Origin of the sequence: Brachybacterium sp. GCM10030267, assembly GCF_042666875.1 — a bacterium.
In the GTDB taxonomy this organism is placed as follows: domain Bacteria; phylum Actinomycetota; class Actinomycetes; order Actinomycetales; family Dermabacteraceae; genus Brachybacterium.
In genome coordinates, this window is record NZ_JBHTCX010000010.1 from 77,007 (window position 1) to 89,746 (window position 12,740).

Annotated in this window: 11 protein-coding genes; 3 read left to right on the plus strand and 8 right to left on the minus strand. The window is 71.4% G+C overall.

The annotated features are described in order from the left end of the window. Positions 1–16: 16 nt before the first annotated feature. The 5 genes from ACFQS2_RS08605 to ACFQS2_RS08625 form a co-directional block, all read right to left on the minus strand. On the minus strand, positions 17–829 hold the full coding sequence (locus ACFQS2_RS08605) for a hypothetical protein (RefSeq protein ID WP_377793380.1): 813 nt from the start codon (positions 827–829) through the stop codon (positions 17–19). Between the two features lie 161 nt (positions 830–990). Then, positions 991–2,397, minus strand: a complete 1,407-nt coding sequence (locus tag ACFQS2_RS08610; protein ID WP_377793381.1) for an alpha/beta fold hydrolase — start codon at positions 2,395–2,397, stop codon at positions 991–993. Positions 2,398–2,408: 11 nt separating this feature from the next. After that, a complete protein-coding gene (locus ACFQS2_RS08615; RefSeq protein WP_377793382.1) occupies positions 2,409–3,137 on the minus strand; it encodes a DinB family protein in 729 nt (242 codons plus the stop codon). Then, positions 3,134–5,323 carry a prolyl oligopeptidase family protein gene (locus tag ACFQS2_RS08620; protein WP_377793383.1) on the minus strand — a complete coding sequence of 730 codons (2,190 nt, stop codon included), beginning with the start codon at positions 5,321–5,323 and terminating at the stop codon, positions 3,134–3,136. The genes ACFQS2_RS08615 and ACFQS2_RS08620 overlap by 4 nt, the downstream gene beginning before the upstream one ends. Beyond that, entirely contained in the window at positions 5,320–5,904 is a 585-nt protein-coding gene (locus ACFQS2_RS08625; RefSeq protein WP_377016225.1) for a hypothetical protein, read from the minus strand. The genes ACFQS2_RS08620 and ACFQS2_RS08625 overlap by 4 nt, the downstream gene beginning before the upstream one ends. A 97-nt stretch (positions 5,905–6,001) precedes the next feature. Here ACFQS2_RS08625 and ACFQS2_RS08630 point away from each other — a divergent pair, with 97 nt between their 5' ends. After that, positions 6,002–7,213, plus strand: a complete 1,212-nt coding sequence (locus tag ACFQS2_RS08630) for a glycoside hydrolase family 3 N-terminal domain-containing protein (protein ID WP_377793384.1) — start codon at positions 6,002–6,004, stop codon at positions 7,211–7,213. A 37-nt stretch (positions 7,214–7,250) separates the two neighbouring features. On the opposite strand, the gene thiD is transcribed toward ACFQS2_RS08630, so the two are convergent. Then, the gene (gene thiD, locus ACFQS2_RS08635; protein WP_377793385.1) at positions 7,251–8,129 is read right to left on the minus strand and encodes a bifunctional hydroxymethylpyrimidine kinase/phosphomethylpyrimidine kinase; all 879 of its coding nucleotides are present in this window, start codon (positions 8,127–8,129) and stop codon (positions 7,251–7,253) included. A 185-nt stretch (positions 8,130–8,314) separates the two neighbouring features. On the opposite strand from thiD, the gene ACFQS2_RS08640 reads away from it, so the two are divergent. After that, positions 8,315–9,250 carry a hypothetical protein gene (locus ACFQS2_RS08640; RefSeq protein ID WP_377016219.1) on the plus strand — a complete coding sequence of 312 codons (936 nt, stop codon included), beginning with the start codon at positions 8,315–8,317 and terminating at the stop codon, positions 9,248–9,250. A 36-nt stretch (positions 9,251–9,286) separates the two neighbouring features. Beyond that, complete coding sequence (locus ACFQS2_RS08645) at positions 9,287–10,087, plus strand: hypothetical protein (protein WP_377793386.1); 801 nt, start codon at positions 9,287–9,289, stop codon at positions 10,085–10,087. Positions 10,088–10,096: 9 nt separating this feature from the next. Here the strand turns inward: ACFQS2_RS08645 and cls are convergent, their stop codons facing one another. Together cls and ACFQS2_RS08655 are read right to left on the minus strand one after the other, a co-directional pair. Further along, positions 10,097–11,581, minus strand: coding sequence for a cardiolipin synthase (gene cls / locus ACFQS2_RS08650; RefSeq protein WP_377793387.1), 1,485 nt, complete (start codon positions 11,579–11,581; stop codon positions 10,097–10,099). Between the two features lie 127 nt (positions 11,582–11,708). Continuing rightward, complete coding sequence (locus ACFQS2_RS08655) at positions 11,709–12,602, minus strand: Bax inhibitor-1/YccA family protein (RefSeq protein ID WP_377793388.1); 894 nt, start codon at positions 12,600–12,602, stop codon at positions 11,709–11,711. Positions 12,603–12,740: the final 138 nt, after the last annotated feature.

Consider the following 12,740-nt stretch of genomic DNA (forward strand, 5'->3'; position numbering starts at 1 on the left):
CCTCGCCGCCCGCGCCCTACGCGTCCGTGGTTCGCGAGGGCGAGGCCGACGTCGAGGTGGGGGTCGGCACCGGTGAGCCGGTTCCGCCCGGCCGGCCCTCCCCGTCCTGCGGCGGGGTAGATACCTCGTCCGACGGATCCTCGCCGTCCGGCGGAGAACTCTGGCCACCGCCCGGCTGGTCCCCGCCCTCGCCGGGCGGGTCCTCACCGTCACCCGGCAGGTCCTCACCGTCGGTCGGCGGGTCCTGGCCCTCGCTCGGCGGGTCCTGTCCCTCCTCCGGATCCGGGCTCTCAGCCGGGGGCGGGTTCGGCGTGGGGTCAGGGGCCGGCTCCGGGTGCGGAGCTGGCCTCGGCGCTCCACCACCGCCGCCGCTTCCACCACCGCTTCCGCTTCCACCGCCGCTTCCGCTTCCCGGAGTCTGCTCGCGGGGCGATTCCGCCGGCTGGTCCGGTGTGGGCGCGTCCTCCGCCTCGGTGGTCTCCTCGACGGTGGGCTCGGGATCCTCGGTCTGTTCAGCGGTCTCGGTCGGTTCGGGGGTCTCGCTCAGTTCCGCCGGCTCCGTCGTCGTCGCGGAGGGCTCCGGAGGCGCGGGCACGCTCGCGGGAACGGGCATTTCACCTCCCCCGTCGGACGGCGCGGACTCGCTCTGGCGGGACTCGGTGACCTGCTCGGTATCGCCGGCGAGTGCGGCCAGCGGGCCGATTCCCACGATGCCGAAACCTGCCGCCGTGCCCACCGCGGCGACGCTCCCGGTGGCCATGAGGATGCTTGCCCACGGCCGGGTACGCAGCGGCACCTCGCTGCGGATGCCCCTGGCTCGCTTTCGCATGGATCCCCTCCCGATCACGACGGAGCTTTCCGGCCGACGGATATTCGCCCGGCCCGCTGTTCTCCGTGAGGAAAGGATATGCCTGATGCCGCGCCGGAGAAACGGCGACTGCTGATCGCGAGGGTCACAATTCGGGGGAATGCGGTACGGAACGCCGGTGATCAGTCGATCTTCACGTGGCGCGTGCGGCGTGCGCGGGGATCGACGTGGGCCTGTTCCCGCTTTGCTCGGACGGACTCCACGCGCAGGCGCCACGGCGAGTACCGCTCGGCGGCCAGCGCGATCTGCAGGCCTCGGGAGAGCGCCTGGTCCGTCGGCGTGGCCGGCAGCGCCGCGAGCTCGTCCGCCCACTCCGGCAGCCGATGCGCCGTGCCGCAGGCGCTCCAGCGAGCGGCGATCTGCGTGATCTGGCTGCGGGAATCGAGCATCGAGTTGCCGGCGCCGCGCACTTCCAGCAGTTCGGCACCGGGAATCCGCGCCGCCAGCTCCCGGGCGATGCGGGGCGGGGCCACCAGGTCCTGGGTTCCCGTGATCACGAGCGTGGGAGCCGTGATCGCAGGGGCCAGAGCATGCAGGTCCAGCACCTCACCGTGGAACGGCGGCACGGCTCGGGCCTGCTCCCCGTCCACGATCAGCGCGTCCAGAGGACCTCCGTCGGCGTGGGATCCGCGGCCCAGCTCGGTGTGCGAGATCCGCGAGGTCAGATCGTGCTCCATCACGTAGGGCGTGGACTGCAACCATCCCTGGTTGAGCACCTGGCGCACGCTGTTCCAGGTCAGCCGGCCACGCCCCACCGAGAGCAGGTCGACGAGCTCCCGCACCGCCGACGGCCCGCCGTGCTCGTGCACGGCGAGGACGACGGGACCGGCCCGGTGGATGTCGACGGTCTCGGTCTCGGCCAGTCGCCGCAGGACCGCCGCCGTGCTCGACGTCGCCGGCTCGGTGCCGTTCCAGTACATGTCCCGCAGCGCGGCCTGGGCGACGGCTTCGTCCTCGGCGCTGGTCAGGGGCGAGTCCAGCACCAGCGAGTGCACCCGCTCGGGGTGGAGCACGGCCAGTGCCTGCGCCAGATAGGCGCCGTATCCGGTGCCGTAGACGGCGACCTGCTGCGCGCGGGCCCGGTCCAGCACCGCCAGCAGATCCCGGATCACCTCCCGCAGCGTCATGGCATGGGCCGGCAGGTCCTCCCCCGTCGCGTCCAGGCGGGAGAGCCCCACTCCCCGGTGCTCCATCATGAGCACGTCCAGCCCGTGGCCCGCGAGGTTGCGGCGCAGCGCGTCGTAGGGCAGCACGGAGGCGCGGGCGGGCCCGTCGGGGATGAGCAGCACGGGCACCTGCGGTTCGGCGACGCCGACTGAGGGATCCCAGTGCCCGGTCTCCGGCAGCCGCGACCGCACCGCCTGCCCGGTGCGCCCGCGCCGCAGCCGGCGCGGCGTGGTGCGGGCGAAGCGCAGCGGGAACAGGCGATCCTCATCCGCGGAGACCTCGCGGTAGACCGTCATCAGGTCGTTGCGGATCTGCAGCAGCTCGTCCTGCGCGGAGCGCTCGAAGAGGTCGGCCGTCTTCACGAAGGGCAGTTTCACTCGCCGGTACGGCCGTCCAGGAGTTCGGTCAGGATGTCGAGCTGGCCGGCATGGCGCGCGGTCTCCTCGACCATGTGGGCGAGCACCCAGCGGACCGTGCGGGCCTCCCGCGTCCCGCGCAGCTCCTCGTCCGGCTCGCGGCCGGCGAGCTGCGCGCGCGAGGCCTCCGTGGCGGCACGATAGTCCGCCAGCGCCTCCTCCAGCGAGGCGCCGTCCTCGAGCGACCACTCCTGCTCGGCGTCGTGGCCGCGGGACCACGCATATCCCGCCTCGTCGGCGGGCACACCGCCGAGCACCTCGCGGAACCACGAGCGCTCGGTGTCGGCCAGGTGCCGGATCATCCCGGTGACGGTGGTGTCCGAGCCGACCAGACGGGCCGAGGCCTGCTCGTCGCTGAGGCCCTCCACCTTCCACACGATCGTCGCGCGCAGGAAATCGAGGAACCCGGCCAAGGTCTCGACCTCCCCGGCGATCAGCGGCGGCTCCGGTCGCTCGCCCTCGGCGACCGCAGCGGGAGCCTCCTCGTCCGCGCTGAGGGCCTGCTCGGCGGCGAGCCGGTCGACCAGGACGTCGAGCTCGTCGGAGTCCGGCGGGGCGGGTGCGGAGCCGTCGGGGTCGTCCGTGACGGGCCCGACGGACGCGTCCGGAACCGAGGGCTCCGGCGCCATCGGGGCCGACGGGGTCCCGGCCGGCTCCACGGGCTCGCCGCGGTGGCTGGGGCTCATGATGCCGCCCCGTCGTCGGTGCCGATGGTCTTCCACAGGAACGTGTACAGCAGGGCATTCATGCGCGCGGCCTGCTCGTTGGTGGCGGCACCGCCGTGGCCTCCCTCGGTGTTCTCCCACGAGCGCACGTCGGCCCCGAGAGATTCCAGGGCGGCGGTGAACTTCCGGGCGTGCCCCGGATGGACCCGGTCATCGCGGGTGGAGGTGAGCAGGAACGTGGGCGGGTAGTCCGCCGCGCGCTCCTCGGCCAGCAGATGGTACGGACTGAACGTGCGCAGGAACTCCCAGTCCTCGGTGTCCGGGTCGCCGTACTCGGCCATCCAGGAGTAACCGGCCAGCAGCTGGTTGTACCGCTTCATGTCCAGCAGCGGGACCTGGATGATCACGGCGCCGAACAGGTCGGGGTACTGGACCAGCATGTTCCCGGTGAGCAGGCCGCCGTTGGAGCCGCCGCGCACGGCGAGGTGCTCACGATCGGTCACGCCGCGCTCAACCAGGTCCCGTGCCACGGAGGCGAAGTCCTCGTAGGCGCGGTGACGGTTCTCGCGCAGAGCTGCCTGGTGCCAGGTGGGCCCGTACTCCCCGCCGCCGCGGATGTTGGCCAGCACATAGGTGCCGCCGCGTTCGAGCCACGCCTTGCCGATGGCTCCCAGGTATGACGGGGTCAGGGAGATCTCGAACCCGCCGTAGCCGAACATCAGCGTCGGCGCCGGCTCGGCGGCCTCCGCACTCGCCGGTCGGGAGATCTCGAAGTACGGCACGCGGGTGCCGTCGTCGCTGGTGGCGAAGTGCTGGCTGACCTCGAGACCGTCGGCGTCGAAGCGGGCGGGGGTGGACTTGACCAGCTGGAGGTCACCGGGCTCACCGCCGGCGGGCACCTCGGAGAGGTCGCCGAGGCGCAGGGTGGTGGGTTCGATGAAGCCGGTGACGCTCACCCAGATCTCATCGTTCTCGTCGGGGTCGACGGCGGAGACCCCGAGGGAGCCGCTCAGCTCCGGGTAGAGGTCGCGGCGCACCCACTGGCCGTGCTCGTCGCGGGTATGGACCTCGAGACGGTGGATGACATCCTCGAGGACCGAGAGCACCACCGTGCTGCGGGTGATGGTCATGTCCGCCAGCGACGTGGTCGCGGTGGGTTCGAAGAGCATGTGCAGCTCGGGCTCGCCGCGCTGGAAGCTCTCGAAGTCTCCGACGACGAGGGAGCCCGCGGGGTACGTGCCGCCCCCGATCTCCCAGTCGCTGCGGGGAGTGAAGATTCCCAGGTCCCGGTGCGCGCTGGCCTCCAGGTCCCGCGGCACCTCGATCGTCTCCAGGGTGGGCGGGGACTGACTGCGGTCGACGACATGGATGGTGTTGTCGTAGAAGGCGTGGGCCTCGATGATCCAGTCGCGCTCCCAGCCGGGCGTGGAGTCGTGGGCGGCGAAGATCGCCATGTCGTTCTCGGCGACCTCGTGGACGAGCTCGGCCTCGGCCAGGGGCGTGCCGCGCCGCCAGAGCCGAGCCTGGCGGGCGTATCCGGAGCTGGTCACGGTGCCCTCACCGAAGTCCGTGCAGACCCAGACGGTGTCCGCGTCGATCCAGCTGAGGCTCCCCTTGGCCTCGGGCCGGACGAAGCCGCCCTCGGATTCGGGGACGAAGCGCAGGGTCTCGAGGTCGAACTCGCGGGTGACGTCGGCGTCGGACCCACCGTGGGAGAGGTCGATCAGCGCGTGACGATAGGGCTCGCCGTCGGCGGCGCCCGCGGGCCGCAGCAGGCTGGCGCCGTGCCACACCCAGTCCTCGCCCTCGGCCTCGTTCAGCGCATCGACGTCCAGCAGGATCTCCCACTCCGGCTCGTCGGTGCGGTAGGACTCCAGCGTGGTGCGCCGCCACAGCCCGCGTTCGTGCTCCGCGTCGGTCCAGAAGTTGTAGAGGTACCGCCCGCGCTTGACCACGCCGGGGATCTTGTCCTTCGCATCGAGGATCTCGCGGATCTCCTGGTGGAGGGTCTCCGCGAGCGGCGCGCCGCCGGGCTCGCGGGGATCGGGCACGGCCTCGAGCTCGGCCTCGGCGCGTGCATTGCGATCGCGGACCCAGGCCAGCGCCTCCTCGCCGGTGACATCTTCCAGCCACTGGTGCGGGTCCGAGCTGCCGTCGGCAGCGGGCAGCTGCGGGCTCGGGGCCGGCTGGGCGGCGGCGTCGGTCATCGGGTCTCCTTCTCGAAGGCGGCGAATTCGGTGAGGACGGACTTCCAGACGGCTTTCCAGGCGTCGCGTGCCTCGGCGGTCTCGAGGCGCTTGTGCTCCAGGCCCAGAGTGCAGCGGGGGTTCTCGGGCGCGCCGTCCTTGCGGGTGATGTTCACCGAGACCCGGGTGCCGTCCTGGACGGCGGCACGCCAGTAGCGCCACGTCGCGGTGTCGGTCAGCGTCGGCTCCTCGAGCCCGAGCTCCTCACGGCGCACCGGGGTCATGAAGTCGTCCCAGAGCTCGCGCACGGCGTCCGGGTCCCCGGTGACGGTGCGGGAGGCGGAGGCGGCGAAGTCCCCGTCGCAGCTCTGGCCGACGACGCGGCGGCCGATCAGCTGCTCATAGGCGATGGTCACGCCCTGTGCCCACCATTCGGTGATGTCCCAGCGCTGCGGCAGCAGGCGGGCGATGGCGGCATGATCGAGGTCGCGGCCTCCGGCGTCCTCGATGCGCTGGACCCACGTGGCCAGCGGTGTGCCGGTGCCGGACTCGATCGAGGCGGCCCGCGGGTGGTCCTGGGCGGAAGGTGTCGGCGCGCTCATGGGTTCCAGCCTACGGGGCACGCGGCGACGCAGGTCACTTCGCCGCGAAGGCCATGCCACACGGGCCCTGGTGCCTCCGCCGTGGAACACTTCTGGCATGCGCCGACGTCATCTTCTGGCTCTCGCCCCCACGGCGGCACTGGCCGCCTGCACGAACCGGACGGACCCGACCTCGGCCGATCCCGAGGCCACCGCGCCGAGCGACCCCGAAGGCACCCGGCCCGAGGAGTCCGCGGCGCCGACTCAGGAGCCCAGCACCGAACCGAGCACGCAGCCGCCGACGAGGGCGGAGGCGCTGCTCGAGGAGCTCGGCCCGCGCGAACTGGCCGGTCAGCTGGTCCTGGTCGGGATCCACGCCGGCCAGCAGATCCCGTCCGAGGTGCTCTCCGACCACCATGCCGGCGGGATCCTCCTGCTCCAGGTGTGGGAGGTCGGCGACGCCGTCGACGAGATCGTGGCCGAGGCCAGGGACGGTTCCCGAGGCGGCCTGGGACCTCTGGTCGCGGTCGACCAGGAGGGCGGGCAGGTCAGGATGCTGCGCGGGGACGCCGCCCGACGGACCCCGTCGGCCGAGGAGCTCGGGGAGCAGGGACCGGGCGCCGTGACGGAGGCGTACACGAGCATCGGCGAGGACCTCTCCGGCCATGGCATCGGGGTCGCGCTCGCGCCGGTGGCCGACGTGGTCGACCCCGACCTGGGAGATGCCAACGAGCCGGTCGGCGGCCTGGATCGCGGTTTCGGCACCGACCCGGAGCACGTCGCCCGATGCGTGGCCGCGGCGACCGAGGCGCTGGCGGACCGCGGGGTCACCGCGACGCTCAAGCACTTCCCGGGGCTGGGTCGGGTGGAGCAGAACACCGACTTCTCCGCCGAGGGCATCGTCGACGACGTCACCGGCGCCGACGATCCGTTCCTGGACTCCTTCGCCGCCGGGATCGAGGCCGGGGCGGGACTGGTGATGATGTCCTCTGCGATCTACCCGCGGCTGGAGCCCGACGTGCCGGCGATGTTCTCCCGCGCCGCCGTGCAGGATCTGCTGCGCGACCAGCTCGGCTTCGACGGCGTCGTGATCACCGACGACATCGGGGCCGCGGAGGCCGTCGCCGACGTTCCCGTGCCCCAGCGCGCCACGCGCCCGCTCGAGGCGGGCGGGGACGTGGTGCTGACGGCCGATGCGTCCCTGACCGGTGAGCTGGTCGACGCCATCGAGCAGTGGGCGGCCGAGAGCAAGGAGCACCGGGAGAGGTTGCGGGAGTCCGTCGGCCGCGTGCTCGCGCTCAAGGAGAGCATGGGCCTGCTCGAGGAGTGAGGCGCGGAGCGACTCGGGGAGAACGGGGCGGGGCCGGTCAGCTCTTGTCGAGCGTGATGAGGTGGTTGAGCGGACCGTAGCCCCCGCAGGTGCGCCGCGAGACCTTCCACTCCTCGGCGTTCTCGATGGCGCTGGCGAGGAACTCGCGCGCCGAGGCGACGATCGTGGCCATGTCGTCGTCCGACCCCTTCTCCCCGATCTCCCCCAGCTCGCCGGCCCGGTCGAACTCCTCGATGCGGGCGAGCTGCGCCGCGATCGCCGCCGACAGGGTGGAACCGGCCCCGCGCACCTTCCGCCCCGGGATCCGCTCGGCCCGCAGCAGGTCGGTGCCGCCGGGGTGGACCAGCACGTCGACCGCATCATCATCGACCAGTCGTCCACCGGTGATCAGGACGATCCGGGGGCCCAGCGCCTGCAGCGCCAGCGCCTGCCCGCGAATCTCGTCGATGGAGGTCGCGACCGGCCGGCCCAGCAGCTGAGCCGCCTCGGCCATGTTCGGGATCAGCACGTCCACCAGCGGGACCAGGGTCTCGCGCAGCGCGCGGGCACCCTCGGCGGAGATCAGGGCGGCGCCGTCGCTGCCGACCATCACCGGATCCAGGATGATCCGGCCCAGCCGGTCGCGGTGAGCGCGCACAGCGTCCGCGACGGCCTCGACCACGGCGGCGCTGCCCAGGGCGCCGATCTTGGTGGCGTCGATCCACAGGTCCTCGGCGACCGCGTCGATCTGGCTGCGGACGACGTCACCCGGAAGGTAGTGGATGCCGTGGAGCCCGTGGGTGTTCACGGCGCTGATCATGCTCACCGCGCTCGCACCGTAGGCACCCAGGGCGGTGAACGTCTTCAGGTCCGCCTGGATGCCCGACGCGCCGTCGGAGTCGGAACCGGCGATGGTCAGGACGAGGGGCGGGCGCATGCAGTCTCCATCTCTCGGGGGTCCCGGACCGGAGCGGGCGCCTCCGGTGGCCGTGTGGACGGAGAGTACCAACCGTCTCTGGAGTTCCTATCCTGGTGCGGCGCGCTGTGACCGTGCGTGCGAGAATCACCCGGGGACAGAGCCCCGAGCGGGCGTCAGGGGCCCCACAGGGCCGGGAGGTGGCAATGACTCAGGATCCCAGCGGGGAGGATCGGCAGCCCGCGTCATCCGGGCTGCCCGACTTCGCCGACCAGGACCCGAGCGCCCTGCCCGACTATCAGAGCTCTCAGGGCCCGGCCACCCTCGGTGAGCCCAGCGAGCGCGCGCGCAAGCGCACCCTGGCCGTGGTGCTGTCGGTGGTGGGATCCGGCGTGGTGCTGCTGGCCATCGTCGCGCTGGTGCTGTCCCAGACCGTGTTCCGCTCGGTCCTGGAGGAGGACGACGCCCCTACCGCGGACGGACCCGAGACGCGCAGCGCCGAAGGCCAGTCCGAGTACGTGCCCGACCCCGAGGACCCGGACATCGCCCCTCCCCCGCCGATCTTCACCCAGGAACCCACCACGGAGTGCTCGATCCCTGACAGCGGCGCCCAGGCGCCCTCGCCGGATCCCGGCACCGTCCGCGGGGGCGACCTCGAGTACACCGTGCCCGACGGGTGGGACTTCCCCTGGGGCAGCCAGCCGCTGCCCTACATGAGCGAGGTCGGGGCCAAGGCGCGAGAGGTCGAGCAGCCCTGGTACAGCGTGGTCAACGTCGGCCGCGTCACCTGGCCCGAGGAGGACGACGGCGGGTACCCCGGCCTGGAGGGCGCCGCCGTCGCGATCTTCCAGTGCTACGCCACCACCTCCGGCGTCGTGGAGTACTTCGGGGAGAACCCCGACATCACGGACTACCGCTCCGAGACCATGACCGTGGACGGCCAGCCCGCATGGATCGTGCAGGCCACGTACCACTTCGAGGATCCCGACGTGCTGGAGAGCTCGTCCGCCTCCGTGGTCACCTCGATCGTCGTGGAGGGCCCGAACGGTCCCAGCGCCCTGGCCAGTGACGTCGCCGCCGACCAGCCCGAACATGTCGAAGACCTCGAGAACATCATCGCCAGCCTCGACGTCGTCGAGTGACGCCGGCGTGCGAGCCCGGCCCAGAAGGAGCAGACAGTGTCTACCGGACCGCAGTACACTCCGACCCCGCAGACGCCCGGCCCGGGCGGCGGCCGCGGGACTGCCCTCCTGACCGGCGCCATCGCGTTCGCCGTGGTCTTCCTGCTGATCGTGGCCATCACCGTCGGGTACCTCGTGGTGCGCTCCTCCGGGGGGTCGGGCGGCGCATCGCCCACCTCGGTCTCGAACTCCTCGACCCCCGCGGATCCGGAGACGAGCGAGGAGACGGAGGAGCCGACGGACGTCGAGGAGGAGCTGTGCTGGCAGCCGCCCTTCGAGCGGACGTCCTCGAACCCCTCCGGGAAGCTGCGCGGCGGCGGGCTGGAGTTCATCCCCCCGTCGACCTTCACCGGCCGGCAGGACAACCTCTTCCCCTACTTCCTCAATGACACCCAGGTCGCCACGGCCCCCGTGGAGGAGTCCTGGATCTCCACGCTCCATGTCGGGAAGGTCGAGTGGCAGCCGGGGGTCGACTACCCCGGTGACGAAGCCGCCTCCGAACGCATCGTCGACTGCATGTTCCGACTGACCGACTGGGGGGACGCGACGGGCCGCACCCTCGACGACGAGGTCACCGAGCCGGTCACCGTCGCCGGAATGCCCGGATACCGCACCACCGGGACCGTCAACTGGCAGAACGACCCGCTCGAGAAAACGGACGCCACCCGGATCACGGTCGTCGTGGTCGATACCGACGAGGGGCCGAGCGCCTTCATCTCGGAGATCGCCGTCGGCGTCACCGAGCACGAGGAGGGCGCCGAGGAGGCCTTCTCGTCCCTGACCGGACTGTCCGGCTGAGACCCGGCCTCAGACGACCGCCGAGGCCAGGCGGCAGAGGTTGTCCAGCAGCATCATGGGCATCGGCCGGCGGCGCCACTCCTCCAGGGTGAGCTCGCGGCTGCGGGAGCGGTAGACGTCCTCGACCTCGTGCATCTTCTCCATGAAGTCGGTGCCGCCGACCATGATCGTGCTCTCCATGTCGAGGATGAACGAGCGGATGTCCATGTTCGAGGACCCGATCACGGTCACCGAGTCGTCGATGGTCACGTGCTTGGCGTGCAGGATCGTCGGCGCCCGGTAGAGCTGGATCCGCACCCCGGCCTCCAGCAGCGCCGTGTAGTAGGAGCGCTGGGCATGGAAGACGAGGAACTGGTCCCCGATCTCGGAGACGAACAGTTCGATCTCCACTCCCCGGCGTGCGGCGGTGATCAGCGCCGAGAGCATCGACTCGTCGGGCACGAAGTAGGGGCTGACGGCGCAGATGCGATGGGTCGCCGAGTAGAACAGCTGGTTCAGCAGCAGCAGGTTGTTCTCGAGCACGAATCCCGGGCCGCTGGGCACCAGCTGGCACTCGTAGGTGCCCGAGGTGTCCTCCGGAGCCGCGACCAGGGCGGCCTCGGGCAGCTGCTCGCTGGACTCGTAGTACCAGTCGGTGGCGAACAGCAGGTTCATCCCCGAGACGATCGGCCCCCGGAACCGGACCATGGTCTCCTGCCAGTGCAGGCCCCGGCGGATGTTGGCGCGCTTGTCGTAGTGGGCGGCGATGAGGTTCTGGCTGCCCATCCAGCCGACCTGCCCGTCGACGATCAGCAGCTTGCGGTGGTTGCGCAGGTCCGGCCGTTGGAACGCACCGTCGCGGAACGGCTTGATCGGCATCATCGGATAGTGCTCGATGCCGTGCGCGTCGAGGTGGCGGCGCATCGCCCGATAGACCGGCCCGTGGCTGAGCGAGCCCCAGTGGTCGTAGAGCACGCGCACCGTCACGCCGCGACCGGCGGCCTCGGCGAGGGCCGCGAAGAAGTCCTCGGTGGCCGGGTCGAGACCCATCGTGTAGAAGAGCACGTGCACCTCGCGCTCGGCGCTGCGCACGTCGGCCGCCATGCGCGCTATCGAGGTGTCGTAGTCGATCTCCAGGTCGGCGGAGTTGTTGCCGGTCAGCGGGAACGCCCCGAGCTCACGGTTGAGCCGGACGGCGGAGCGCAGCCAGCTGGGGACGTCGTCGTCCAGGGCCGTGTCGGGGATGTTCAGCGAGCGCACGCGCATCAGGCGGTTGACGGCCTTCTGCTTCTCGCGGCGCTTCCGCGGCAGCTGCGCCTTGCCCAGCAGCAGATAGAGCGGGAACCCGACCAGCGGGAACACCATGATCGCCAGCAGCCACGCCAGGGCGGACCCCGGCCGGCGGTTGCGCGGGACCAGGATGAGCCCGAGCACTCGCAGAGCGACGTCGGCCGCGATGAACAGGTAGGTGGCGACGACCAGCCAGTGGGCGAGCAACCACTGCCACAGGGCCATGAACGGGCTCCTCCCCGACGTGCGAAGCGGCGGGCCCCGAGGATACGGGAGCCCGCCGCTGCGGATAGGGCGACGACCGGTCGCCGCCCGGAGTCATCACCCGGCCGAGACGGGCCGGGCGGTCGGGTCAGTTGCTGCGGAGGATCGCGATGATGCGCAGGATCTCGATGTACAGCCAGACCAGGGTGACGGCGAGACCGAAGGCGCAGCGCCAGGCGTACTTGCGCGGGGCGCCGGCCTGCGTGGCGCGCTGGACGTCCTCGAAGTCCATCACCAGCGAGTAGGAGGCCATGACCACCGCGAGACCGCCGATGACCAGCCCCATCACGCCGTCGCGCAGGCTCTGGCCGGTCATCAGCAGGTAGCCGATGTTGACCAGGCCGAAGATCAGGTACGCGACCATCGCGACCATGAAGATCTTGTTCAGCACCGGCGAGGTGCGCAGGATGCCCATCCGGAACATCACCAGCACGGTCCCGGCCACGGCCAGCGTGCCGACGACGGCCTGCAGGGCGATGCCCGGGTAGGACACCTCCATGGTGCCGCTGATGCCGCCGAGGAGCAGACCCTCGAAGCCGGCGTAGGCGAGCACGGCGAGCACCGAGGGCTGCTTCTTGAAGATGTTGATCATCGCGGTGACCAGGCCGCCGATGAGACCGATGATGGTCGCCGCGCCGGCGATCAGCAGGCCGAGCTGGAGGCCGGCGTCGCCCGCGAGGATCTGCAGCGACTTCGGGGTGATCGCGATGACGAAGCCGATCACGACGATCGTGCCGAGGGTGGCCGTGATCGCGTTCAGCGCGTCGCGCATGGTCATGCGGCCGGTGTCGTGACCGGTCGCCGACGGGCGGGCGTACATCGCCTCGAGCGGCTCGGCGCCCTGCTGCTGATCGAAGCCGGAGGACCACTGGGTCCCCTGGGCGGGGCCGCCCTGCGCGCGCTGACCGAACTGCGGGGCGCTGTAGTTCTGTCCCTGGTGCACGGCCTGGTCGCGGCCGAGCACGATGTTGTGGCGTGCCATGGGGCTCCTCACGGATGGGTCTGGTGGGCCGACGTCGGGGAGCACGAGGGACGAGCCCTGGCGTGCCGACCCCACCATGATATCCGTGATTCCCGTGACTGCGCTGTGCACGCGCTCCGCTCTCCGCGAGACCTGAAC

Coding starts and splice junctions, on each gene's coding strand:
- ACFQS2_RS08640 (WP_377016219.1), top strand. CDS start 8,315: ATGACTCAGGATCCCAGCGGGGAGGATCGGCAGCCCGCGTCATCCGGG.
- thiD (WP_377793385.1), bottom strand. CDS start 8,129: ATGCGCCCGCCCCTCGTCCTGACCATCGCCGGTTCCGACTCCGACGGC.
- ACFQS2_RS08615 (WP_377793382.1), bottom strand. CDS start 3,137: ATGAGCCCCAGCCACCGCGGCGAGCCCGTGGAGCCGGCCGGGACCCCG.
- cls (WP_377793387.1), bottom strand. CDS start 11,581: ATGGCCCTGTGGCAGTGGTTGCTCGCCCACTGGCTGGTCGTCGCCACC.
- ACFQS2_RS08620 (WP_377793383.1), bottom strand. CDS start 5,323: ATGACCGACGCCGCCGCCCAGCCGGCCCCGAGCCCGCAGCTGCCCGCT.
- ACFQS2_RS08630 (WP_377793384.1), top strand. CDS start 6,002: ATGCGCCGACGTCATCTTCTGGCTCTCGCCCCCACGGCGGCACTGGCC.
- ACFQS2_RS08605 (WP_377793380.1), bottom strand. CDS start 829: ATGCGAAAGCGAGCCAGGGGCATCCGCAGCGAGGTGCCGCTGCGTACC.
- ACFQS2_RS08625 (WP_377016225.1), bottom strand. CDS start 5,904: ATGAGCGCGCCGACACCTTCCGCCCAGGACCACCCGCGGGCCGCCTCG.
- ACFQS2_RS08655 (WP_377793388.1), bottom strand. CDS start 12,602: ATGGCACGCCACAACATCGTGCTCGGCCGCGACCAGGCCGTGCACCAG.